The organism is Streptomyces sp. NPDC090798, from assembly GCF_044768965.1.
In the GTDB taxonomy this organism is placed as follows: Bacteria; Actinomycetota; Actinomycetes; order Streptomycetales; family Streptomycetaceae; genus Streptomyces.
Genome location: NZ_JBIVXA010000003.1, coordinates 381,872 through 405,554, shown reverse-complemented (window position 1 = coordinate 405,554; position 23,683 = coordinate 381,872). Strand labels below are relative to the sequence as shown.

General features: G+C 70.2%; 20 protein-coding genes and 1 pseudogene. 3 read left to right on the top strand and 18 right to left on the bottom strand.

Features of this window, described 5'->3' with window-relative positions:
- Positions 1-111 precede the first annotated feature (111 nt).
- Together hisS and ACIQTP_RS09385 are read right to left on the bottom strand one after the other, a co-directional pair.
- Positions 112-1,374 carry a histidine--tRNA ligase gene (hisS, locus tag ACIQTP_RS09390; protein WP_403397864.1) on the bottom strand — a complete coding sequence of 421 codons (1,263 nt, stop codon included), beginning with the start codon at positions 1,372-1,374 and terminating at the stop codon, positions 112-114.
- A 12-nt stretch (positions 1,375-1,386) separates the two neighbouring features.
- The gene (locus tag ACIQTP_RS09385; RefSeq protein ID WP_403397862.1) at positions 1,387-2,103 is read right to left on the bottom strand and encodes an MBL fold metallo-hydrolase; all 717 of its coding nucleotides are present in this window, start codon (positions 2,101-2,103) and stop codon (positions 1,387-1,389) included.
- A gap of 180 nt (positions 2,104-2,283) precedes the next feature.
- On the opposite strand from ACIQTP_RS09385, the gene ACIQTP_RS09380 reads away from it, so the two are divergent.
- Positions 2,284-3,123, top strand: coding sequence for a peptidylprolyl isomerase (locus tag ACIQTP_RS09380; protein ID WP_403397860.1), 840 nt, complete (start codon positions 2,284-2,286; stop codon positions 3,121-3,123).
- A 135-nt stretch (positions 3,124-3,258) separates the two neighbouring features.
- The gene (locus ACIQTP_RS09375) at positions 3,259-4,488 is read left to right on the top strand and encodes a DUF349 domain-containing protein (protein WP_403397858.1); all 1,230 of its coding nucleotides are present in this window, start codon (positions 3,259-3,261) and stop codon (positions 4,486-4,488) included.
- Between the two features lie 110 nt (positions 4,489-4,598).
- On the opposite strand, the gene ACIQTP_RS09370 is transcribed toward ACIQTP_RS09375, so the two are convergent.
- From ACIQTP_RS09370 to pgsA, 16 genes and pseudogenes are all read right to left on the bottom strand, one after another.
- The gene (locus ACIQTP_RS09370) at positions 4,599-7,136 is read right to left on the bottom strand and encodes a RelA/SpoT family protein (RefSeq protein WP_403397855.1); all 2,538 of its coding nucleotides are present in this window, start codon (positions 7,134-7,136) and stop codon (positions 4,599-4,601) included.
- A 229-nt stretch (positions 7,137-7,365) separates the two neighbouring features.
- Positions 7,366-7,914 (bottom strand): adenine phosphoribosyltransferase, encoded by a 549-nt coding sequence (locus ACIQTP_RS09365; RefSeq protein ID WP_403397853.1) that lies wholly within the window; start codon positions 7,912-7,914, stop codon positions 7,366-7,368.
- Positions 7,911-9,026 (bottom strand): protein translocase subunit SecF, encoded by a 1,116-nt coding sequence (gene secF, locus ACIQTP_RS09360; protein WP_403397851.1) that lies wholly within the window; start codon positions 9,024-9,026, stop codon positions 7,911-7,913. The genes ACIQTP_RS09365 and secF overlap by 4 nt, the downstream gene beginning before the upstream one ends.
- A gap of 1 nt (position 9,027) precedes the next feature.
- Positions 9,028-10,809, bottom strand: coding sequence for a protein translocase subunit SecD (gene secD, locus ACIQTP_RS09355; RefSeq protein WP_403397848.1), 1,782 nt, complete (start codon positions 10,807-10,809; stop codon positions 9,028-9,030).
- A gap of 139 nt (positions 10,810-10,948) precedes the next feature.
- A complete protein-coding gene (yajC, locus tag ACIQTP_RS09350; RefSeq protein ID WP_075027567.1) occupies positions 10,949-11,461 on the bottom strand; it encodes a preprotein translocase subunit YajC in 513 nt (170 codons plus the stop codon).
- A 163-nt stretch (positions 11,462-11,624) separates the two neighbouring features.
- Complete coding sequence (gene ruvB / locus ACIQTP_RS09345; protein ID WP_385377115.1) at positions 11,625-12,695, bottom strand: Holliday junction branch migration DNA helicase RuvB; 1,071 nt, start codon at positions 12,693-12,695, stop codon at positions 11,625-11,627.
- Positions 12,696-12,814: 119 nt separating this feature from the next.
- Entirely contained in the window at positions 12,815-13,423 is a 609-nt protein-coding gene (gene ruvA / locus ACIQTP_RS09340; RefSeq protein WP_403397844.1) for a Holliday junction branch migration protein RuvA, read from the bottom strand.
- Positions 13,420-14,070 carry a crossover junction endodeoxyribonuclease RuvC gene (ruvC, locus tag ACIQTP_RS09335; protein WP_403397843.1) on the bottom strand — a complete coding sequence of 217 codons (651 nt, stop codon included), beginning with the start codon at positions 14,068-14,070 and terminating at the stop codon, positions 13,420-13,422. Before ruvC ends, ruvA begins: the two co-directional genes overlap by 4 nt.
- Positions 14,071-14,267: 197 nt before the next feature.
- On the bottom strand, positions 14,268-15,020 hold the full coding sequence (locus ACIQTP_RS09330; protein WP_054233944.1) for a YebC/PmpR family DNA-binding transcriptional regulator: 753 nt from the start codon (positions 15,018-15,020) through the stop codon (positions 14,268-14,270).
- Positions 15,021-15,094: 74 nt separating this feature from the next.
- Positions 15,095-15,703, bottom strand: a complete 609-nt coding sequence (gene pdxT / locus ACIQTP_RS09325) for a pyridoxal 5'-phosphate synthase glutaminase subunit PdxT (RefSeq protein ID WP_266416278.1) — start codon at positions 15,701-15,703, stop codon at positions 15,095-15,097.
- Positions 15,704-15,742: 39 nt separating this feature from the next.
- Positions 15,743-16,666, bottom strand: a complete 924-nt coding sequence (pdxS, locus tag ACIQTP_RS09320; protein WP_403397841.1) for a pyridoxal 5'-phosphate synthase lyase subunit PdxS — start codon at positions 16,664-16,666, stop codon at positions 15,743-15,745.
- Positions 16,667-17,223: 557 nt separating this feature from the next.
- Positions 17,224-17,769, bottom strand: a complete 546-nt coding sequence (locus ACIQTP_RS09315) for a hypothetical protein (RefSeq protein WP_402047853.1) — start codon at positions 17,767-17,769, stop codon at positions 17,224-17,226.
- A 213-nt stretch (positions 17,770-17,982) separates the two neighbouring features.
- Positions 17,983-18,030, bottom strand: a pseudogene (locus ACIQTP_RS09310) (hypothetical protein); the annotation flags it as partial.
- Between the two features lie 256 nt (positions 18,031-18,286).
- A complete protein-coding gene (locus ACIQTP_RS09305; RefSeq protein ID WP_355309689.1) occupies positions 18,287-19,447 on the bottom strand; it encodes a glycosyltransferase family 4 protein in 1,161 nt (386 codons plus the stop codon).
- Positions 19,444-20,418 carry a phosphatidylinositol mannoside acyltransferase gene (locus tag ACIQTP_RS09300; protein WP_403397838.1) on the bottom strand — a complete coding sequence of 325 codons (975 nt, stop codon included), beginning with the start codon at positions 20,416-20,418 and terminating at the stop codon, positions 19,444-19,446. Before ACIQTP_RS09300 ends, ACIQTP_RS09305 begins: the two co-directional genes overlap by 4 nt.
- Positions 20,415-21,137 (bottom strand): phosphatidylinositol phosphate synthase, encoded by a 723-nt coding sequence (gene pgsA / locus ACIQTP_RS09295; RefSeq protein ID WP_079064919.1) that lies wholly within the window; start codon positions 21,135-21,137, stop codon positions 20,415-20,417. The genes ACIQTP_RS09300 and pgsA overlap by 4 nt, the downstream gene beginning before the upstream one ends.
- Positions 21,138-21,352: 215 nt before the next feature.
- Here pgsA and ACIQTP_RS09290 point away from each other — a divergent pair, with 215 nt between their 5' ends.
- Entirely contained in the window at positions 21,353-23,548 is a 2,196-nt protein-coding gene (locus tag ACIQTP_RS09290) for an elongation factor G-like protein EF-G2 (protein ID WP_403397835.1), read from the top strand.
- Positions 23,549-23,683: the final 135 nt, after the last annotated feature.

Here is a 23,683-nt window from a genome sequence, read left to right as displayed (position 1 = left end):
GATCGCGCAGTTCCCCGCGCCCCTCAAGGGCGCCGGCGCGCGTCTTTCAGCCCGTCCGGCGTTTGCGGACGAGGCCGTGGTAGGGGCGGCGGGGGCGAGAGACCCGGCTCCTCAGCCCAGGCGTGTCTCGAGCTCCGCCACGATCTCGTTCACCCCGACCGCCGCCTGCTCACCGGACTCCATGTCCTTGAGCTGCACCACGCCCTCGGCGAGATCCCGCTCACCGGCGACGATCGCGTACCGCGCCCCCGACCGGTTCGCGTTCTTCATCGCCCCCTTGAGTCCCTTGGACCCGTAGGAGAAGTCGGCGGCGATACCGAGCTTGCGCAGCTCGGTCACCTTGGCGAAGAGCACCCGACGGGCCTCCTCACCGAGCGGAACGGCGAACACGCTCGTGGCCGCGGGGAGTTCGAGCGAGACACCCTCCGCCTCCAGGGCGAGCACCGTGCGGTCGACACCGAGCGCCCAGCCCACCGAGGGCAGCGCGGGCCCGCCGAGCATCTCGGACAGCCCGTCGTAGCGCCCGCCGCCGCCCACCGCGGACTGGGAGCCCAGACCGTCGTGGACGAACTCGAAGGTGGTCCGCGTGTAGTAGTCCAGGCCGCGCACCAGCTTGGGGTCGTCCTCGAAGGCAACCCCCGCCTCCGTGATCAGCTCGCGGACCTCCTCGTGGTACGCCTTGCACGCGTCGCAGAGGTAGTCACGGAGCAACGGAGCGCCCACCAGCTGCTCCTGCACGTCGTCGCGCTTGTCGTCGAGGACCCGGAGGGGGTTGATCTCGGCGCGGCGCAGCGTGTCCTCGTCCAGGTCCAGGCCGCGCAGGAAGTCCTGCAGGGCGGCCCGGTACACCGGACGGCACTCCTGGTCGCCCAGCGAGTTCAGCAGGATGCGGAAGTCCCGCAGACCCAGCGACCGGTACGCCTGGTCGGCCAGGATGATCAGCTCGGCGTCGAGCGCCGGATCCTCCGCACCGATCGCTTCCGCGCCGACCTGCGAGAAGTGGCGGTAACGGCCCTTCTGGGGACGCTCGTAGCGGTAGTAGGAGCCCGAGTACCAGAGCTTGACGGGGAGGTTGCCGGCCTTGTGCAGGTTGGCCTCCAGCGCGGCGCGCAGTACGGAGGCCGTGCCCTCGGGGCGCAGGGCGAGCTGGTCGCCGCCCTTGGTCTCGAAGGCGTACATCTCCTTGGTCACGATGTCGGTGGACTCACCGACACCGCGCGCGAAGAGCTCGACGTTCTCGAAGCCGGGCGTCTCGATGTAGCCGTAGCCGGAGTTGCGCAGCGGCGCGGCGATCGCCTCGCGCACGGCGAGGTACTTGGCGCTCTCCGGCGGGATCAGGTCGTAGGTGCCCTTGGGGGCCTTGAAGGTGCTCACGAAAGTCTCTCGTCACATTCCTCGTCGGGGAGCCGACGGGGCTCCCTGGCCGGCCGCCACCTGCCGCAGATACGGGTTGGTGGCGCGCTCCTGGCCGATGGTCGTCTGGGGGCCGTGGCCGGACAGCACCACGGTCGAGTCGTCGAGCGGCAGGCACACACGGGCCAGCGAGCCGAGCATCTCGTCCATGTCACCGCCGGGCAGGTCGGTGCGTCCGATGGAGCCGGCGAAGAGCAGATCGCCCGAGAAGAAGACCGACGGAATGTCTGATCCGTCGCGGGCTTCGGGCATCTGGAAGGTCACCGACCCCTTCGTATGGCCGGGCGCGTGCGCGACGGACAGCTCCAGACCGGCCAGCTCCAGCCGCGTGCCGTCGGCGAGCGTCCGCACGTCGTCCGGCTCCCCCACGGTCAGCTCGCCCATCAGCGGCATGCCGATGGACCGGCCCAGCGCCCGCTCCGGGTCGCTCATCATGTACCGGTCGTCGGGGTGGATCCAGGCCGGTACGTCGTGGGCGCCGCAGACGGGCACGACCGAGGCCACGTGGTCGATGTGGCCGTGGGTGAGGACGACGGCGACGGGCTTGAGCCGATGCTTCTTGAGTGCGTCCTCGACTCCCTGGGCGGCCTGGTGGCCCGGGTCGATGATCACGCACTCCTCACCGGCGGCGGGGGCGACCAGGTAACAGTTGGTGCCCCAGGCCCCGGCGGGGAACCCGGCAATGAGCACGATCGTCCTTCGTGGTGGCGTACGCGTGATGCCGTACGGGGTGGGTGGCTGTGGATCAGAGCCTACCGGCGCTGCCGTTTCCTCAGCTAACCCATATACGGTACGGGGCACACGCAGGCGGTCGGCTCACAAGACGCACGCGTCCCACTTGACGTACGAGACGCATGAGGAGATAACCCGGTGGTCACCCAGGAACAGCGGCGGCGTCAGCTCGCCCGGGAGAAGTTCTTGCGGCAGCAGCAGCGGCGTACGGCCGCGCGGCGCAAGTCACACATGCGCAACACGGTGGTCGCGTCGGTCCTCGGCGTGATCGTCGTCGGCAGTGTGGTGTCGTACGCGACCGGGGTCTTCAAGAACGACGGCAAGAAGGCCAACGCGGGCGCGCAGGTCACGCCGAGCGCCTCCCCGACCAGCAAGGCGCCGGACCCGTGCGCCAAGCCTGCCGAAGGCGCGGTGAAGTCGCTGAGCTGGAAGACGGAGCCGGCGATGACCATCGATAAGTCGGCGAACTACACGATGAAGCTGGCGACGACCTGCGGCGACATAGACGTCGCACTGAAGACGGCCGCGGCCCCGCACACGGTGAACTCGTTCGACTTCCTCGCGGGCAAGGGCTTCTTCGACCACACCAAGTGCCACCGGCTCACCACGAACGGCATCTACGTGCTGCAGTGCGGTGACCCGAAGGGCACCGGCAGCGGCGGCCCCGGGTACACGATCCCGGACGAGAACCTGAAGGACACCAGCCTCAAGGGCGGCGTCTACCCGGCGGGCACCCTTGCGATGGCGAACCAGTACAACGCCCAGACGAAGCAGGGACGCAACACGGGTGGCAGCCAGTTCTTCCTCGTCTACCAGGACAGTCAGCTACCGGCCGACTACACACCGTTCGGAACTATTTCCAAGTCCGGCCTCACGGTTCTCAAGAAGATCGCCGCGGCCGGAGAGAGCACAGGCCAGGGCGACGGGGCGCCCAACGCGACGGTCGTGGTCAACAAACTGACCGTGACGAAATCCTGACCGTCAACTGCGAAATTTCGGTCGCGCTGGATGCGGACAGCCGCCGGGCTGGTCGCCTATGTTGGCCGTGACGAAACTGTGGACGATGCCCAGGGGCGCTGAAGCCCCTCGCAGGCATCATGTGGAGGAGGCGCTGTGAGCAGCGACCCGTGGGGCCGCGTCGACGAGACGGGGACCGTGTACGTGCGTACGGCCGACGGCGAGCAGGTCGTCGGTTCCTGGCAGGCCGGCTCCCCTGATGAGGCGCTGGCCTACTTCGAGCGCAAGTACGAAGGCCTGGTTGTCGAGATCGGCCTCCTCGAGAAGCGAGTGAAAACCACCGACCTGTCGGCGAAGGACGCCCAGACCGCGATCGACCATATTCGCGAACAGGTGGACGCCCACCACGCGGTCGGCGATCTGGAGTCGCTGAAGAAGCGGCTGGACAAGCTCGTCGAGACGGTCGACGCGCGCCGTGAGGAGCGCAAGGTCCAGCGCGCGAAGCAGTCCGACGAGGCACGGCACTCCAAGGAGGCGCTGGTCGTCGAGGCGGAGGAGCTGGCGCAGAGCGACCAGTGGCGGGCGGCCGGTGAGCGGCTGCGCTCCCTGGTGGACACTTGGAAGGGGCTGCCGCGACTCGACCGCAAGTCGGACGACGAGCTGTGGCACCGCTTCTCGCACGCGCGATCGGCGTTCTCCAAGCGCCGCAAGGCGCACTTCGCCTCGCTGGACGCGCAGCGCGAGGACGCCCGCAAGACCAAGGAGAAGCTGGTCGCGGAGGCCGAGTCGCTGTCCGCCTCCACGGACTGGGGTCCGACGGCGGCCCGTTACCGCGAGCTGATGGCGGACTGGAAGGCCGCGGGCCGCGCCCAGCGTGAGCACGAGGACGACCTGTGGAACCGCTTCCGCGGCGCCCAGGACGTGTTCTTCGCGGCGCGCAGCTCGGTCTTCGCCGAGCGGGACGCCGAGCAGTCGGAGAACCTGAAGCTCAAGGAGGAGCTGGCCGAGGAGGCCGAGAAGCTCGTTCCGGTGCAGGACCTCAAGGCCGCCCGCGCCGCCTTCCGTTCCATCAACGAGCGCTGGGAGGCCATCGGCCATGTGCCGCGCGACGCCCGCCCGAAGGTCGAGGGACGGATGCACGCGGTGGAGCGGGCTCTGCAGGAGTCCGAGGAGGCCGAGTGGCGCCGGACCAACCCGGAGGCACGCGCGCGTGCCGAGGGTCTGACCGGTCAGCTGCAGGCCGCCGTGGACAAGCTCCAGGGCCAGATCGAGACGGCGCGCGCCGCGGGCAACACGTCGAGGGCCGACAAGCTCCAGAAGGAGCTCGATGGCCGTCAGGCGCTGCTGGACCAGGCGTTGAAGGGTCTTCAGGAGTTCGGCGGCTGAGGCGGCCGAGGCGGCTGGGTTTTCCCGCCACTACGTAGAGGGGCTCCCGTACGGTGCGTACGGGAGCCCCTCTGCGTAGTGGCCCGTCGACGGCGGCCTGGCCGCGGACGTCAGGACCCGTCGGAGGGCCTGCGCGCCGAGGTCACCCGGTACACGTCGTACACGCCCTCCACGCCCCTGACCGCCTTCAGGACGTGCCCCAGGTGCTTGGGGTCGCCCATCTCGAAGGTGAAGCGGGAGGTGGCGACGCGGTCGCGGGAGGTCTGGACGGCCGCGGACAGGATGTTGACGTGCTGGTCGGACAGGACGCGGGTGACGTCCGACAGGAGCCGGGAGCGGTCCAGGGCCTCGACCTGGATGGCGACCAGGAAGACCGAGGACTGGGTGGGTGCCCACTCGACCTCGAGGATGCGCTCGGGCTCGCGGGAGAGCGAGTCGACGTTGACGCAGTCGCTGCGGTGCACCGATACGCCGCTGCCGCGGGTGACGAAGCCGATGATGGGGTCGCCGGGGACGGGCGTACAACAGCGGGCGAGCTTGACCCACACGTCCTCGACGCCCTTGACGACGACACCGGGGTCGGCGTTGGAGCGGCGCTTGCGGCCACGCCCGCGCGCGGGCGGGACGCTCTCGTCGATCTCCTCGGTGGCCGCCTCCTCGCCGCCGAGGGCCTGCACCAGCTTCTGCACGACGCTCTGCGCGGTGACATGGCCCTCGCCGATCGCCGCGTACAGCGAGGAGATGTCGGGGTAGCGCATCTCGTGCGCGAGGGTGACCAGGGAGTCGCCGGTGAGGATGCGCTGGATCGGCAGGTTCTGCTTGCGCATCGCGCGGGCGATGGCGTCCTTGCCCTGCTCGATCGCCTCGTCGCGGCGCTCCTTGGAGAACCAGGCGCGGATCTTGTTGCGGGCGCGCGGGGACTTCACGAAGCCCAGCCAGTCGCGGGAGGGGCCCGCGCCGGCCGCCTTGGAGGTGAAGACCTCCACCAAGTCGCCGTTGTCCAGGGTGGATTCGAGCGGGACGAGGCGTCCGTTGACCCGTGCGCCTATCGTCCGGTGGCCGACCTCCGTGTGGACCGCGTAGGCGAAGTCCACCGGTGTCGCGCCGGCCGGGAGCGCTATGACGTCACCCTTGGGCGTGAAGACGAAGACCTCGTTGCGGGACAGGTCGAAGCGCAGGGACTCCAGGAACTCGCTCGGGTCCTCGGTCTCCTTCTGCCAGTCGAGCAACTGGCGCAGCCACGCCATGTCGTTGACGGTGTCCTGACCCGCGCTGCCCTTGGCCGCCCGGGGCACGTCCGTACGGATCTTGGAGGAACCGGCGACGGTCTCCTGCTTGTACTTCCAGTGCGCGGCGATGCCGTACTCGGCACGGCGGTGCATGTCGAACGTGCGGATCTGGAGTTCGACCGGCTTGCCGTTGGGCCCGATGACCGTCGTGTGCAGCGACTGGTACATGTTGAACTTGGGCATCGCGATGTAGTCCTTGAACCGGCCGGGGACCGGGTTCCATCGCGCGTGCACGGTGCCGAGGGCCGCGTAGCAGTCGCGGACGGTGTCCACGAGGACGCGGATGCCCACCAGGTCGTAGATCTCCGCGAAGTCACGGCCGCGGACGATCATCTTCTGGTAGACGGAGTAGTAGTGCTTCGGGCGGCCGGTGACGGTCGCCTTGATGCGGGCGGCGCGCAGGTCGGCCTGGACCTCGTCGGTCACTATGGCGAGGTATTCGTCGCGCTTGGGGGCGCGCTCGGCGACCAGGCGCACGATCTCGTCGTACATCTTGGGGTAGAGGATCGCGAAGGCGAGGTCCTCCAGTTCCCACTTGATGGTGTTCATGCCCAGGCGGTGGGCGAGCGGCGCGTAGATCTCGAGGGTCTCGCGCGCCTTCTTCTCCTGCTTCTCGCGCTTGAGGTAGCGCATGGTGCGCATGTTGTGCAGGCGGTCGGCGAGCTTGATGACCAGGACACGGGGGTCCTTGGCCATGGCGACGACCATCTTGCGGACGGTCTCGGCCTGCGCGGCCTCGCCGAACTTGACCTTGTCGAGCTTGGTGACGCCGTCGACGAGCAGGGCGACCTGGTCGCCGAAGTCGCGCTTGAGCGTGTCCAGGCCGTACTCGGTGTCCTCGACGGTGTCGTGCAGCAGACCGGCCATCAGCGTGGCGGGGTCCATGCCCAGCTCCGCCAGGATCGTCGTGACGGCGAGCGGATGCGTGATGTACGGGTCGCCGCTCTTGCGCTTCTGGCCACGGTGCCAGCGCTCGGCGACCTGGTAGGCCTTCTCGATCTGCCGCAGCGTCGACGTCTCGATCTTCGGGTCGTTGCTGCGCACTATCCGCAGCAGCGGCTCCAGGACCGGGTTGTACGGGTTCGAGCGCTGCACGCCGAGCCGGGCCAGGCGGGCGCGGACGCGGTTGGAGGAGGAGCTGGGGCGGCCGGACGGAGCGGCCGTGGAACGGACCGCCGGAGTCTTCGCGGAGCGCTCGGAAGGGGCCGGCTTGGGGCGTGGCTGCTCGGCCGCCTTGTCGTCGGGCGCGGACTGGGCGTGCTCGACCGGCCCGCTCGTGGCGTTCTTGGCGGGCGTCGCCGCGGGGGCCGAGGCGGGCTCGGGCTTGGCGGCGGTGAGTGGCTGGGCCTCGTCTGGCAAGAGGGCTCCTCGTGCGCGTTCCGGGTCCCCCGGTCAGGCTCCGGAAACCCCATGGTAGCGATCCTGGGCGTCGGGCTCGCTTTCGGCCGCTGGGACGGCCTCGTACAGGAGGAACGCGAGAGGCGGGCTCCGGATTCCTCCGGGCCCGCCTCCACAGTGTCCTACGGGTGTCTCAGGGCCTTCCCAGGCCTTTCCCGGGGCTTTCCCCCAGGTGTCGCGAACGCGGCCCTCAGAGCTTGAGGAGCGCCTCCAGCGGAGCGCCCGCGAGAGCCGGCTCCAGACGGCCGCGGCCGCCGAGGAACCCGAGCTCCATCAGCACGGCGACGCCCGCGACCTCGGCACCCGCCCGGCGGATGAGCTGGAGCGACGCCTCGGCGGTGCCACCGGTGGCGAGGACGTCGTCGACGACCAGGACGCGGTCGTCCGCGCTCAGGTCCTCGGCGTGCACCTCGATCTCGGCGGAGCCGTACTCCAGGTCGTACGACTGCGACAGGGTCGCTCCGGGGAGCTTGCCCGCCTTGCGCACGGGGATGAAGCCGATTCCGGCGCGGACGGCGACCGGGGCGCCGAGGATGAAGCCACGGGCCTCCAGACCGACGATCTTCGTGGCCTCGGCGCGCACGGCGATCTCCGCCAGGGCGTCGGTGAGCGCCGTGAAGGCCGCCGGGTCCGCCAGGAGCGGGGTGATGTCCTTGAACATCACACCCGGCTCCGGGTAGTCGGCCACGTCGCGGATACGGCTGAGCAGCAGCGTCGTGATGTCCGTGAGCTCGGTCATCGGCGCTTCCCCGAGGGTCGGCCGCGACCGCGGTTGCGGGAGGCGGGCTGGTTGCGCGGGCCGACGACCATGGGCGCGTCGTCCTCCGGCTCGTCGTCCAGCGTCACGTCGGAGACCTCGGTCTCCAGGGGCTCGCCCTTGGCGGCGGCCTGGGCCCGCTTGGCGAGGACGCGCTTCCTGAGGGCCTTCATCTGCGGCTCGCGCTCCTTGAGGTCGGCGACGAGCGGCGTGGCGATGAAGATCGAGGAGTACGCACCGGCCGCGAGGCCGACGAACAGCGACAGCGAGATGTCGTTGAGCATGCCCGCGCCGAGGACACCGCCACCGATGAACAGCAGGCCGGCGACCGGCAGCAGCGCGACCACCGTGGTGTTGATCGAACGGACCAGGGTGCCGTTGATCGAGCGGTCGGCGATCTCGCTGTACGTGTAGCGGGTCTGCTTGGTGATGTCCTTCGTCTGCTCCTTGAGGCTGTCGAAGACGACGACCGTGTCGTAGAGCGAGTAACCGAGGATGGTGAGCAGACCGATCACGGTGCCCGGGGTGACCTCGAAGCCGACCAGGGCGTAGATGCCGACCGTGATCGTGATGTCGTGGATCAGGGCCACGAGCGCGGCCACGGCCATGCGCCACTCGAACGCGATCGCCAGGTAGATCACGACGAGGACCATGAAGATCGCCAGGCCCTCCCAGGCCTTGTTGGCGATCTGGTCACCCCAGCTGGGGCCGACCAGGTCCGCGTTGATCGACTCCGCGTTGACGTTCAGGTCCTTGGCGAGCTCGTCCTTGATCTTGTCGGACTTGTCCGTGTCGATGCCGGCGACCTGGATGCGCAGTCCGCCGTTGCCGAGCTTCTGGACGACCGCGTCGTGGCCGGACGAGGCCCGCGCGAACGTCTCGGCCTGGGCCACCGAGACGCTGGTCTTCCCGGTGGTGAAGACGGCCCCGCCCTGGAACTCGATGCCCATGTTCAGGCCGCGCACCGTCAGGCCGAGGATGGCCGTGATGGTGATCAGGATCGAGATGCCGTACCAGATCTTGCGCTTGCCGACGAAGTCGTAGCCGATCTCGCCGCGGTGGAGCCGGGCGCCGAGGGTGCCGAGTTTCGACATCTCACGCCTCCTTCGGGTCGACGGGGGCGGAGGGACGGCGCGTACGGCGCAGCGGTGGTTTGGCGCCCAGGGCCTTGGGGTCGAGGCCGGACCACTTGTGGCCGCTCGCGTAGAACTTCCGCCGGGCGAGGAGCGTCATCAGCGGCTTGGTGAAGAAGAACACGACGACCACGTCGAGCACCGTGGTCAGACCGAGCGTGAACGCGAAGCCCTGGACCTTGCCGACGGTGACGATGAAGAGCACCGCGGCGGCGAGGAACGACACGAAGTCGGAGACCAGGATGGTGCGCCGGGCGCGCGGCCAGGCACGCTCGACGGCCGGGCGCAGGGAGCGGCCCTCGCGGATCTCGTCCCGGATGCGTTCGAAGAACACGATGAACGAGTCCGCTGTGATTCCGATCGCGACGATCGCACCACAGACCGCGGGGAGGTTCAGCGCGAAGCCGATGGTGGGACCGAGCAGCGCCATGATCACGTAGGTGAGGGCACCCGAGACCAGCAGCGAGGGGATGGCGATGATCGACAGGCCCCGGTAGTAGACCACCAGGTAGATGACGACCAGGCCGAGGCCGATGGCGCCCGCGATCAGACCGGCGTGCAGCTGCTCGCCGCCGAGCGCGGCCGTCACCGTGGTGACGCTCGACTCCTTGAAGGTGAGCGGCAGCGCGCCGTACTTCAGCATGTTCGCCAGGCTCTGCGCCTCGGTCTGGTCGAAGCTGCCGGAGATCTCCGCGCTGCCGCCGGTCAGCGCCTGCTGCACGAACGGGTCGGAGACGACATCACCGTCGAGGACGATCGCGAACTGGTTCTGCGGTGACTGGTTCTGCGCGAGCTTGCCGGTGATGTTGGCGAACTTCTTGGAGCCACCGGAGGTGAACTCCATGGTGACCTTCCAGCCCGCCGCGCTCTGGGTGTCGAAGACGGCCGAGGCGCTCTTGATGTCCGTACCCGAGACCTCGGCGGGGCCGAGGATGTACTTCTGCCACTGGCCCGAGGAGTTCTTGCCGCAGGCCACGGTGGGGTCGGTGGCCTTGGAGCCTTCACCGGCCTTGGCGCGCTGCGCCTTGTCCGCGCAGTTGAGCGCCGTGTACTGGGCCTGGAGCTTGGTGGCCGCGGCACTGGCGCTCGCGCTGCTGTTCGCCGACGGCGAGGCGCTGGAGGAGGCCGAGGGGCTGGCCGAGGAGCTCGCGGAGCTGCTCGGGGACGGCGTGGAGGCCGCCTTCAGGGCGTCGGTGACCGCGCGGCCCTGAGAGGTGGCGGAGGACGTCGGGCTCGCGGAGCTCGACGAGGTCGCCTTGTCGGTGACCTTGTCCGTGGCCTTCGAGGAGGAGCTGCTCGAGGCGCTGGGCGACGGGCTGGCCTTCGCGGCCGCACCGGAGACCTCGGTGGCCAGGACCGGACGGAAGTAGAGCTTCGCGGTGGTGCCGACCTGGTCCCGGGCCTCCTTGGAGTTCGTGCCCTTGGGGATGTTGACAATGATGTTGTCGGATCCCTGGGTCTGCACCTCGGCCTCAGAGACGCCGAGACCGTTGACACGGCGGTTCATGATGTCGACCGCGGTGTTCATGTTGGTCTTGTTGATCGCGTTCGGCTGGCCCGGCTCGTTCTTCGCCGTGAGCGTGATGCTCGTGCCGCCGGCGAGGTCGATGCCGAGACGCGGGGTGGGATGCCCGGAGAGGAACATCCCCCCCGTGAGCGCCGCGATGGCGATCAGGATGAAGGCCAGCGAGCGCCCCGGCCTGCTCTGGGCGCTCGCGCTCCGGCCCTTCTTCGGTGCTGCCACCTTCTCGTACTCCCTCTCGGGCCGCCGTGCGCGGGGTCAGCGCGGGGGCGGCCATGACATGGTGTCGGGATTCCGTGCGAAAACGCAGGTCCCGGAGGTGCGGAGCGCAAGCGGATCGCGCCACGTCCCCGGGGCGTGACTACTTCGCGTCGGACTCGCCGTCGGTCTTCTTCGGCTCTGCTTCGTCGGCCTCGTCGGCCTTCGCCTCGGCGGGCTTGTCGGACGGCTCTGCGGCCACGTCCTTCTTGCCGAGGTCGAGGGGCTTGTCGTCGGAGGCGTCGGAAGAGGCGTCGGCGGCGGGCTCGTCGGTCTCGGTGAGGGAGGAGGCGTCGTCGGGAACAACCGACCCGTCCGCATCCAGGTCGTGCTCGGCGCCGTGGACGATGCGGTTGTACTCGTCGTCGGAAAGCACGGCGCCGATCGCGTTCTTCGCAAACAGCAGGTCGACGCCCGGGCCGGCATCAAGGAGGACCGAGTCCTCGTTGACCTCCTTGACAGTGGCGTACATGCCACCGATCGTGCGCACGCCGGAGCCGGGCTGCATCTCATTGCGCATGGAAGCGGCCTGCTGCTGCTTCTTCTTGGCCGACCGGGTCATCAGGAACATGGCCCCGATGAGCACGATGAACGGGAGGAGGGTCACGAGACTCACGGGTCGGAACTTCCTTCTTCGACCGCGATGGTGAGCGGCCTGCTGGATGGGGGTATGTATGCCGTCGACAAGGGCGGCATCGGCGGAGTCTAAGCGAGTCCGCGCTCAGGGAACAACGCTCAGCATGGCACCGGGGTTCCTGACCCCGCGAGTGCGCGCGCCGTCACGCCCCGAACAGGTCCCCTTGTCCGTTTCCCCCCGTTGACTGGCGCGGCGGCGTGAGACCGAGATGGGCCCATGCGGCCGGGGTCGCCACCCGGCCGCGCGGTGTACGGGCGAGCAGACCCTCCCGTACGAGGAAGGGCTCGGCGACCTCCTCGACGGTCTCGCGCTCCTCCCCCACCGCGACCGCGAGCGTGGACAGACCGACCGGGCCGCCGCCGAACAGCTTGAGCAGGGCCTCCAGGACACCGCGGTCGAGCCGGTCGAGGCCGCGGGCGTCGACCTCGTAGACCTTGAGCGCGGCCGCTGCGATCTCGCGCGTGATGATCCCGTCCGCCTTGACCTGCGCGTAGTCCCGGACGCGGCGCAGCAGACGGTTGGCGATACGGGGCGTGCCGCGGGAGCGCCCCGCGATCTCGGCGGCGCCTTCGGAGCCGATCTCCACGTCGAGGAGGTTCGCGGAGCGGTGGATGACGCGCTGGAGCTCGGCGGGCTCGTAGAACTCCATGTGCGCGGTGAAGCCGAAGCGGTCGCGCAGCGGGGGCGGCAGCAGACCCGCGCGCGTGGTGGCGCCGACCAGCGTGAACGGGGGCAGCTCCAGCGGGATCGCGGTGGCGCCGGGGCCCTTGCCGACGATCACGTCGACGCGGAAGTCCTCCATCGCCATGTAGAGCATCTCCTCGGCGGGCCGGGACATGCGGTGGATCTCGTCGAGGAACAGCACCTCGCCCTCCTGGAGCGAGGAGAGGATCGCCGCCAGGTCACCGGCGTGCTGGATGGCGGGGCCGCTGGTGATGCGGATGGGGGCGCCCATCTCGGCGGCGATGATCATCGAGAGGGTGGTCTTGCCGAGGCCGGGGGCGCCGGAGAGCAGTACGTGGTCGGCGGTGGCGCCGCGCGCGCGGGCGGCGCGCAGGACGAGGTCGAGCTGCTCGCGGACCTTCTCCTGGCCGATGAACTCGTCCAGGTCCTTGGGGCGCAGGGCCGCCTCGACAGCCTGGTCCTCACGGTCGGCGGACGCGCCGACGAGCCGCTCGGCGTCGCTCTCGTCGGTCGTGTCGTCCCAGTTCACTGAAGTTCTCCTCGCCGTGGCATGCCGGCTGTGTCATCCGGCCGGGGGTCCGGGGGCGCTCCCCGGGAAGACACAGCAAGTATGTGTGCCTCGCGGTCTGGTGGTCGGGGGCCGGTGGTTCAGCGGGCGCGGTTGAGGGTCTGGAGGGCGGCCTTGAGCAGCTGGCCCACCTGGGGTGTGCCCTCGGCGGCCTCGGCCTGCGGGGCGACGGCGGAGACGGCCTCGTCGGCCTCGCGCGTGGCATACCCGAGGCCGATCAGCGCGGCGTGCAGCTGGTCGCGCCAGCCGGTGCTGACCGGGGCGCCGATGCCGGTGCTCGTGCCGAGGGGCTCGCCGAGCCGGTCCTTGAGCTCCAGCAGGAGCTTCTGGGCCCCCCTCTTGCCGATGCCGGGTACGGCCGTGAGCGTCTTCTCGTCCCCCGTGGCGATCGCGCGGCGCAGGGCGTCGGGCGCGTGCGTGGCGAGCATGGCCTGCGCGAGGCGCGGGCCGACACCGCTGGCGGTCTGGAGCAGCTCGAAGGTCCCCCGCTCGTCGTCGTCCGCGAAGCCGTACAGCGTCAGGGAGTCCTCGCGCACGACGAGGGAGGTGGCGAGCTTGGTCTGCTGTCCCATCCGGAGCCCGGAGAGCGTATTGGGCGAGCACTGGACGGCGATGCCGATGCCGCCGACCTCGACGACCGCGGAGTCCGGGGCGAGGGCGGCGACCGGGCCGCTGACGAAGGCGATCATGCGGTACGGCCTTTCGAAGCGTGGTGCGATGCGGGTTTCGACGCGTGTTGTTTCGACGCGTGCTGGGCGGCGGCCTGCTGGAGCCGGTTCTGCGCGACGGCCTCTTGGAGCCGGTTTTGCGCGACGGCCTCTTGGAGCCGGTTCTGCGCGACGGCCTGCTGGAGTCGGTTCTGCGCGGGGGCGCGCCAGATGTGACAGATGGCGAGGGCGAGGGCGTCCGCCGCGTCGGCGGGTTTGGGCGGCGCGTCGAGCCTGAGCAGCCTGGTGACCATGGCACCGACCTGGGCCTTGTCCGCGCGTCCGCTGCCGGTGACGGCGGCCTTGACCTCGCTCGGGGTGTGCAGGGCGACCGTCAGGCCGCGGCGGGCGGCGCAGAGCATGGCCACGGCGCTGGCCTGGGCCGTGCCCATCACCGTCCGTACGTTGTGCTGGCTGAACACCCGCTCCACGGCGACGACTTCGGGCTCGTACTCGTCGAGCCACCGCTCGATGCCCTGCTCGATGGCGACGAGGCGCAGGCCCAACTCGGCGTCCACCGGAGTGCGTACGACCCCGACGCCGCGCATGGTCAGCGGTCGGCCCGCGATTCCCTCGACCACCCCGACACCGCATCGGGTCAGTCCCGGGTCAACGCCCAGCACCCGCACCCCGAACCCCCTCTTTTGCGGCTGAGCCGCCGCTCTCGCGGAAGTGGCTGATCGCCGTCGTGGTTCCTCAATCGATGGTTGCGGTCCGGTGGACCGCGATCATCATCCGTCCTCGACAGGCTAGCCGCTGCCACTGACAACGACGGCGGGCCGGCAGGACGTGTCCCGCGGGCCCGCCGAAGTGAATCCTTGGCGGCTCAGGCGTCGACCTTGGCCATCACGTCGTCGCTCACGTCGAAGTTGGCGAAGACGTTCTGCACGTCGTCGCTGTCCTCCAGGGCGTCGATCAGCTTGAAGATCTTCCGGGCGCCTTCTTCGTCGAGCTCGACCTGCATGGTCGGGACGAAGTTGGCCTCGGCGGAGTCGTAGTCGACGCCGGCGTCCTGGAGGGCCGTGCGGACCGCGACCAGGTCGGTGGCCTCGGAGATGACCTCGAAGGACTCGCCGAGGTCGTTGACTTCTTCGGCACCCGCGTCGAGCACGGCACCCAGGACGTCGTCCTCGGTCAGCTCGCCCTTGGGGACGATGACGACGCCCTTGCGGTTGAAGAGGTACGAGACGGAGCCCGGGTCGGCCATGTTGCCGCCGTTGCGCGTCATGGCGACGCGGACGTCCGAGGCGGCGCGGTTGCGGTTGTCGGTGAGGCACTCGATGAGCACCGCGACACCGTTCGGCCCGTAACCCTCGTACATGATCGTCTCGTAGTCGGCGCCACCGGCCTCGAGACCGGCGCCGCGCTTGACCGCGGAGTCGATGTTCTTGTTCGGGACCGAGCTCTTCTTGGCCTTCTGGATGGCGTCGAACAGCGTCGGGTTGCCGCCCGGGTCGGCGCCACCGGTTCGGGCCGCGACCTCGATGTTCTTGATCATCTTCGCGAAGAGCTTGCCGCGCTTGGCGTCGATCACGGCCTTCTTGTGCTTCGTCGTAGCCCATTTAGAGTGGCCGGACATCTGCCTGTCTCCTTCGCGTAACCCATCCTGTACGAACTCCCCCGGACCTTGAGGATCTGGGGGACCCCCAGATCCTACAAGGACTCCGGTGTCCGGTTCGCGCGCACCATGTCGACGAACAGGCCGTGCACGCGGTGGTCGCCGGTCAGTTCCGGGTGGAACGACGTGGCGAGCGCGGTGCCCTGACGTACGGCGACGATGTGGCCCTCGTGCTCGGCGAGCACTTCGGCCGCGGCGCCCACGGACTCGACCCAGGGGGCGCGGATGAAGACGCCCTCTACAGGATCGCCCTCGACGCCCCGGACGTCGACCGCCGCCTCGAAGGACTCGTTCTGACGTCCGAAGGCGTTGCGGCGCACGATCATGTCGATGCCGCCGATCGTCTCCTGGCCCGATCGCGGGTCGAGGATCTTGTCGGCGAGCATGATCATGCCCGCACAGGTGCCGTAGACGGGCATGCCGCCGCGCACACGCGCGCGGAGGGGCTCCATCATGCCGAACAGGACGGCCAGCTTGGAGATGGTGGTGGACTCGCCGCCGGGGATGACCAGGCCGTCCACCTCGGCGAGCTCCTCGGGACGCCGCACCGGCCTGGCCACGGCGTCGGCCGAGGCCAGGGCGATGAGGTGCTCCCGTACGTCGCCCTGGAGTGCCAGGACGCCTATGACAGGTGCGTCAGTCATGTACGTGATGCCTTTGTCCGGTCTCGTGTGTCCGGTCTCTTACCAGCCGCGGTTGGCGTAGCGCTCGGTCTCGGGGAGGGTGTCGCAGTTGATGCCGACCATGGCCTCGCCCAGGTTGCGGGAGGCGTCCGCGATGATCTTCGGGTCGTCGTAGAAGGTGGTCGCCTTCACGATGGCGGCGGCGCGCTTGGCCGGGTCGCCGGACTTGAAGATGCCGGAGCCCACGAAGACGCCCTCGGCGCCGAGCTGACGCATGAGAGCGGCGTCGGCGGGGGTCGCGACACCACCGGCGGAGAACAGCACGACCGGGAGCTTGCCGAGCTCGGCGACCTCCTTGACCAGCTCGTACGGGGCGCGCAGGTCCTTGGCGGCGGCGTACAGCTCGTTGTTGTCGAAGCCGCGCAGCCGGGCGATCTCGTTCTTGATCTGGCGCAGGTGACGGACGGCCTCGACGACGTTGCCGGTGCCGGCCTCGCCCTTGGAGCGGATCATGGCGGCGCCCTCGGCGATGCGGCGCAGGGCCTCGCCGAGGTTGGTGGCACCACAGACGAAGGGGGTGGTGAAGGCCCACTTGTCGGAGTGGTTGACCTCGTCGGCCGGGGTGAGGACCTCGGACTCGTCGATGTAGTCGACACCGAGGGACTGGAGGACCTGGGCCTCGACGAAGTGGCCGATGCGGGACTTGGCCATGACGGGGATGGAGACCGCGTCGATGATCTCCTCGATCATGTTCGGGTCCGACATACGGGCCACGCCGCCGTCCTTGCGGATGTCGGCGGGCACCCGCTCCAGGGCCATGACGGCCACGGCGCCGGCGTCCTCGGCGATCTTCGCCTGCTCGGCGTTGACCACGTCCATGATCACGCCGCCCTTGAGCTGCTCCGCCATGCCGCGCTTGACGCGGGCGGTGCCGGTTGCGGGGTTCTCGGCGGACTGGGCGGTGTTGGAGAGCGTGCTGGACACGGGTTGACCTCACTCGGTGAAAGAGGGTTTCTGCAGCACTGAGGAAACGTGAGTGGACCAGTCCACAGCAAGGGCCAATGGGGAGCCGGTGGATCCTTTTCGCCCCCGCCGCCCCTACCCGTCCCATCCCCGGTGGCTCCGCCCCCAGCCCCCCGATCGGCCTGAACGGCCTCGTCCTCAAACGCCGGACAGGCTGAAAGCCCAGGGGCGCGGGGAACTGCGCGACCAGCCCCCACCCGCCGTCGGCTCAAAGACCACAGGCAGGCGGAGACCCGGGGCGCAACCCCGGCCCCAGGGGCGCGAGGAACTGCGCGACCAGCACCCACCCGCCGTCAGCCAAAAGGCAACGGGCAGGCGGAAACCCGGGGCACAGCCCCGGCCCCAGGGGCGCGAGGAACTGCGCGACCAGCACCCACCCGCCGTCAGCCAAAAGGCAACGGGCGGGCGGGGATTCGGGGCGCGGCCTCGCCCCAGGGGCGCGGGGAACTGCGCGGGCCGCCCCCACCGGCCTGCGGCCCCGGAGCAACCACCCACCCGGCCGATAGCAACCCCCGTCGTCAGGTCGTGGGGCGGTCCGCCAGGGCGGTGGGGGGCTCGTCGTCCATTTCGAAGGCCATGGGGAAGGGCGCGTGACCGGCGAGGCGGAACCAGCGGACCTTGCGGTGGCGACGAAGAGCGCGGGCGGCACGTACCGCGTCGTTGTGGAACCGCCGAGCCATCGGCACCCGCCGCACCGCCTGCGCCAGCTCGGTCGCCGCCGCATCCCCACCAGGCGCCTCCCGCACCGCCTCCACCTGCTGCGCCTCTCCGAAGACGGCCCGCAGGGCCTGGCTGAGCTCGCTCTCGGCCACCTCGCGCTGCTCCTCCTCCGCCTGCCGCGCGGCATGCGCGGCCTCGTAGAGCACGATCGAGGCGGCGGGATCGAGCACCCCGGAGGTCGCCAGCTCCTGGGCGACCGAGGCACGGCGCAACAACTGCGCGTCGAGCGCGGCGCGGGCGGCGTCGATCCGGGCGTGCAGCCGGTCGAGACGCCCCGCGGTCCAGCTCAGGTAGAGGCCGATCGCGACGAGGCCGACGAGGATCCAGATGAGGGTTGCGGTCACGGGCGGCAAGGCTACCCGGGTGTGGTCACCCCTCCCCCACGTCCCATGTGCAACGGAAACCGCCGTGCCCGGTGGAGGTAGCGGTTGCAGTACAAGACGTGGCACGGGTACGAGACCCGGCGGACGACCTGCCCGGCCGGGGTCCGTCGCCGAGGTCTCGGCCGAAGTCCCCGAGGGCGCGGTGAAGACGTCCGCGCACCACTCCCACACGTTGCCCGAAGTGGTGTACAGGCCAGAGCCGTTGGGCTCGTAGCAGTCCAACGGGACGCCAGGTGTTCACGCGCTCCGGGCCGGCCGGGGGGAACTCGTCCCCCAGGGGTAGCGGCGACCTGCCGGGCCACCGCGCGCCGCGTACTCCCTCTCGGCCTCGCGGTCGGAACCGGGGCCCTCGGGCGCGCGCCAGTGGGCCCCTCGACGCCCAGCCACCAGGGCGCCGCGGCGACCGCCCCGAAAACGTTCCCCGCGCGGGGGCGCTCAGCACGCCCCGCCCCGCCCGGCGTCGGCGTGTCCCGCGCGCTCAGTCCCGGGCCAGCCCGAACCGCGCCCGCAGGCCCGTCCGTTCGTCCGCGGCGACCGCCGCCGCGCCGTCCGTCACCGTCTCGTAGACGGACAGGATGTCCGCGCCGACGGTCGACCAGTCGAAGCGCCGTACGTGGGCGCTGCCCCGCGCGCGGAGTTCGGCCCGGCGCTCGGGGTCGCCGAGCAGGCGCAGGGCCGCGGCGGCCAGGTCGTCCGCGTCCTCGTTGGCGAAGAGTTCGCCGGCCGCGCCCTGGTCGAGGACCTGCGCGAAGGCGTCGAGGTCGGAGGCCAGCACCGGCGCGCCCGCCGACATCGCCTCCACGAGGATGATGCCGAAGCTCTCGCCGCCGGTGTTGGGAGCCACGTACAGGTCGACGCTGCGCAGGAAGCGGGCCTTGTCCTCGTCGCTGACCATGCCGAGGAACTCGACGCGCGAGCGCATCTCGGCGGGCAGCGACTCGACGGCCTCCTCCTCGTCACCGCGTCCGGCGACCAGCAGCCGGGTCCCCGGGCGCTCGGCGAGGATCTTGGGCAGGGCCTTCATGAGGACGGGCAGGCCCTTGCGGGGCTCGTCGATGCGGCCGATGAAGCCGAGCGTGTCGCCCTGCCACTCGGGCTTGGGCTTGGCGCGGGCGAAGAAGTCGACGTCGACGCCGTTCGGGATGACGACCGCGTCGCCGCCCAGGTGCTCGACGAGGGTGCGGCGGGCGTACTCGCTCACCGCGATCCGCGCGCTGATCTTCTCCAGGGCCGCCTGGAGGATCGAGTACGCGGCGACCATGGCCCGCGAGCGCGGGTTGGAGGTGTGGAAGGTGGCGACGATGGGGCCCTGCGCGGCCCAGCACGCGAGCAGACCGAGCGAGGGCGAGGCCGGCTCGTGGATGTGGATCACGTCGAAGGTGCCGTCGTGCAGCCAGCGCCGCACCCGGGCCGCCGACAGGAAGCCGAAGTTCAGGCGCGCCACGGAGCCGTTGTAGGGCACCGGGACCGCGCGGCCCGCCGAGACGACGTACGGCGGCAGCGGTGTCTCGTCGTCCGCGGGGGCGAGCACGGAGACCTCGTGTCCGCGGCGGATGAGGTGTTCGGCCAGGTCACGGATGTGGAACTGGACGCCGCCCGGCACGTCCCAGGAGTAGGGGCAGACGATGCCGATCCTCACGGAGTCCTCTTCTCGGGATCCCTCTGGGCGTGGTCAGAGTCCTTGTTGTCTGGAACCTTGCTGCCAGGATCCTTCCCGGGATCGAGGTCCTTGAGCCACAAGCGCTGCAGCATGTGCCAGTCCTCCGGATGTTCGGCGATACCCGTGGCGAAGGCGTCGGCCAGCGCCTGTGTCATGACAGACGTCTTCTCGGCCCGGGTGCCTGACTGGGGGACCTCGACAGGGGGATGCACACGGCCCTGCATCACGGGTGAGTCGTCGTACCAGAGCGTGACCGGCAGCAGGACGGCTCCGGTCTGCTGGGCGAGCAGCGCCGGGCCCGCGGGCATCCGGGTCGTCTCGCCGAAGAACTCCACCTCGACGCCCGAGGCCGACAGATCGCGCTCGGCGACCAGGCAGATCAGTCCGCCGTCCCGCAGCCGCCGGGCCAGCGTGCCGAACGCGGTGCCTCCGCTGTGCGGCAGGACCTCCATGCCGAGGCCCTCGCGATAGGCGACGAAACGGTCGTACAGCGATTCCGGCTTGAGGCGTTCGGCGACGGTCGTGAACGGGGTCTCCAGCTTGGTGGTGACCCAGGCGCCGGCGAGGTCCCAGTTGCCCATGTGCGGCAGGGCCAGGATGACGCCCTGGTCGGAGGCGAGCCCGTCCGTCAGATGGTGCACGTCCTTGCAGTCGAAGCCCGTCCGCACGCGCTCCTTGCTCCAGGCGGGGAGGCGGAAGGACTCCATCCAGTAGCGCAGGTACGAGCGCATGCCCGCCCGGGAGAGCTCGGCGAGCCGCTCCGGGGTCGCGTCGGGCAGCACGCGCGCGTAGTTGCTCTCCAGCCGCTGTACGCCCTTGCCGCGCCGCTTCCAGGCGATGTCCGCGATGGTGCGGCCCAGGCGCGCCGCGACCGGCTCCGGGAGCTTCTTGACGGTGCTCCAGCCGAGCGCGTACGCCCCGTCCACCAGCTTCTCCTGGAGACTGGTCACGACGTGGCCCCGCTGTTCTGCGCCGCGGCCGCGGCGTCCGCCTCCGCGGACTCCCGGCGCACCGTGACGACACGCTGGATCAGCGTGACCAGGCTGCCGACGGCGACGATCCACAGCGCGACGGGCAGCAGCCACTGGATGCCGGGCACCCCGAACTTGTGCAGCCCCGCGAGGCCCGCCGCGACCAGGGAGATCACCAGGCGCTCGGCGCGCTCGACCAGGCCGTTGACGGCGACGGGCAGGCCGATCGACTCCCCGCGGGCCTTGGTGTACGAGACCACCTGGCCGCTGGCCAGGCAGAAGATCGAGACGGCGCACAGGGCGTTGTTGTCTCCGCCGCCCGCGTACCAGAGCGCGAATCCGCCGAAGATCGCGCCGTCGGCGACCCGGTCAAGCGTGGAGTCCAGGAAGGCGCCCCAGCGGCTGGAGCGGCCGAGCTGGCGCGCCATGTTGCCGTCGACCAGGTCGGAGAAGACGAAGAGCGTGATGACGATCGTGCCCCAGAAGAACTCCCCCCGGGGGTAGAAGACCAGCGCGCCCGCCATGACTCCGGCCGTACCCAGGAGGGTGACCGTGTCGGGGCTTACCCCCCGACGGATGAGAAACGCGGCGAACGGTGTGAGGACACGCGTGAAGAATGCACGCGCGTACTTGTTCAGCATGGCCTTCCCGAGGGTCGGTGTCGCCGCGCGGCCCCTGCTGGCCACCGGCTGGCCCATCGTAGTCACGCGCGCGCTTGTGCGACGGCCGGGCACCCGCACCCGTGTCACGGTGGGATGCCATCGATGTCACGGCGGGATCGCGTCCCTCGTATGGACGCACCGTGACGTGAGTGCAAAGCTCGAAGACACCGCGGGCGTCATCGGAGCCGCACCGCACGCGGATCCGTATGCCCGCGCCCAAAGAGACCTCACCGTGCACGGGAGGCAAGACCATGGGCGACAAGGCGAACGCACACTCCGGAGCCGCCGGCAGGGCTACAGCGGCCGACCACCCCGCGTCCGTACGGAATGTGGTGCTGGTCGGCCACAGCGGATCCGGCAAGACGACATTGGTGGAAGCTCTCGCGCTGACGGCGGGAGCGGTGAATCGGGCGGGCAGGGTGGAGGACGGCACCGCCGTCTCCGACTACGACGAGATCGAGCACCGGCAGCAGCGTTCGGTGCAGCTCTCCCTGGTACCCGTCGACTGGGACGGATACAAGATCAACATCATCGACACCCCCGGATACGCCGACTTCGTCGGGGAACTCAGGGCCGGTCTGCGCGCCGCGGACGCGGCCCTTTTCGTCGTCTCGGCCTCGGACGGGGTGGACGGCTCGACCCGGATGGTGTGGGAGGAGTGCGCGGCGGTCGGCATGCCACGCGCCATCGTGATCACCCACCTCGAGTCGGCGCGCGCCGACTTCGACGACATGACGCGGATCTGCGCCGAGGCCTTCGGCGCTGAGGACCCCGACGCCGTACTTCCGCTGTACCTGCCGCTGCACGGCGCGGAGGGGCCCGACGGGCACGCCCCTGTCACCGGGCTGATCGGGCTCCTCACACAGCGGCTGTTCGACTACTCCTCCGGGGAGCGCAAGGAGGCCGAGCCGGCACCGGAGCAGCTGCCGCTGATCGAGGAGGCGCGCAACCGGCTGATCGAGGGGATCATCGCCGAGAGCGAGGACGAGACCCTCATGGACCGCTATCTGGGCGGCGAGCAGATCGACGTCAAGACGCTCGTGCAGGACCTGGAGCGGGCCGTGGCGCGCGGGGCCTTCTTCCCGGTCCTGGCGGCCGCGCCCGCCGCCGAGGGCGCCCGCCAGGGGCTCGGCACCGTCGAGCTCCTCGAACTCGTCACGGGCGGCTTCCCGACCCCGCTGGAGCGCCCGGCGCCCACCGTGACGACACCGGAAGGGCAGGAGCGCGAGGTCAAGGCCTGCGATCCGAACGGGCCGCTGGTCGCGGAGGTCGTGAAGACGGCCAGCGACCCCTATGTGGGCCGGGTCTCCCTCGTCCGCGTCTTCTCGGGCACCCTGCGCCCCGACGAGACGGTGCACGTCTCCGGGCACGGGCTGGCCGACCGCGGGCACGAGGACCACGACGTCGACGAGCGTGTCGGTGCCCTGTCCGCGCCGTTCGGCAAACAGCAGCGCTCCCTGACGCACTGCATCGCGGGCGATCTGGCCTGCGTGGCGAAGCTCAACCGGGCCGAGACCGGTGACACGCTCTCGGCCAAGGACGACCCGCTGCTGATGGAGCCCTGGCAGATGCCGGACCCGCTGCTGCCGCTCGCCATCCAGGCGCACAGCAAGGCCGACGAGGACAAGCTCTCGCAGGGCCTGGGCCGGCTGGTCGCCGAGGACCCCACCATGCGCCTGGAACAGAACCAGAACACCCACCAGGTCGTCCTGTGGTGTCTGGGCGAGGCCCACGCCGACGTCGCCCTGGAGCGGCTGCGCAACCGGTACGGCGTCCAGGTCGACGTGGTCCCGCACAAGGTCTCCCTGCGGGAGACGTTCGCGGACAAGGCCGCGGGGCGCGGCCGCCATGTGAAGCAGTCCGGTGGGCACGGGCAGTACGCGATCTGCGAGATCGAGGTCGAACCCCTCCCGAACGGCTCGGGCATCGAGTTCGTGGACAAGGTCGTCGGCGGGGCCGTGCCCCGGCAGTTCATCCCCTCCGTCGAGAAGGGGGTGCGGACCCAGGCCGCCAAGGGCGTGGTCGCGGGCTATCCCCTCATCGACGTACGGATCACCCTGCTCGACGGCAAGGCGCACTCCGTGGACTCCTCCGACGCGGCGTTCCAGACCGCGGGCGCACTCGCCCTGCGCGAGGCGGCCGCCGACACCAGGATCCATCTGCTGGAGCCGGTGGCCGAGGTGACGGTCCTGGTCGGCGACGAGTACGTGGGCGCCGTGATGAGCGACCTGTCGGGGCGGCGTGGCCGGGTGGTCGGCACCGAGCAGGCGGGCGGCGGACGCACGCTCGTACGGGCCGAGGTCCCGGAGATCGAGATCGGACGGTACGCCGTGGATCTGCGCTCGCTCTCGCACGGCACCGCACGCTTCAACCGCACCTACGCACGGCACGAGCCGATGCCGTCACAGATCGCCGAAAGGATGCGCGAACAGGCCAAGAACGCCTGACGGTTCGGCTCCCCTCACCCTCGGCGGGCGGCTTCGGCCGTCCGCCGACGAATGTCGGTCGCGGCCGATACTCTGGGAACTGATCAAGACGATGACCTGATCAACAGGTGTGCGGGGCAGGGAAGTCGGGAAAGC

Coding starts and splice junctions, on each gene's coding strand:
- ACIQTP_RS09365 (WP_403397853.1), bottom strand. CDS start 7,914: ATGACCGAGCTCACGGACATCACGACGCTGCTGCTCAGCCGTATCCGC.
- pdxT (WP_266416278.1), bottom strand. CDS start 15,703: ATGACTGACGCACCTGTCATAGGCGTCCTGGCACTCCAGGGCGACGTA.
- secF (WP_403397851.1), bottom strand. CDS start 9,026: ATGTCGAAACTCGGCACCCTCGGCGCCCGGCTCCACCGCGGCGAGATC.
- pgsA (WP_079064919.1), bottom strand. CDS start 21,137: ATGGGCCAGCCGGTGGCCAGCAGGGGCCGCGCGGCGACACCGACCCTC.
- ACIQTP_RS09330 (WP_054233944.1), bottom strand. CDS start 15,020: ATGTCCGGCCACTCTAAATGGGCTACGACGAAGCACAAGAAGGCCGTG.
- ruvA (WP_403397844.1), bottom strand. CDS start 13,423: ATGATCGCCTTCGTCAGCGGCCCGGTCGCCGCCCTCGCCCCGGACTCC.
- ACIQTP_RS09290 (WP_403397835.1), top strand. CDS start 21,353: ATGGGCGACAAGGCGAACGCACACTCCGGAGCCGCCGGCAGGGCTACA.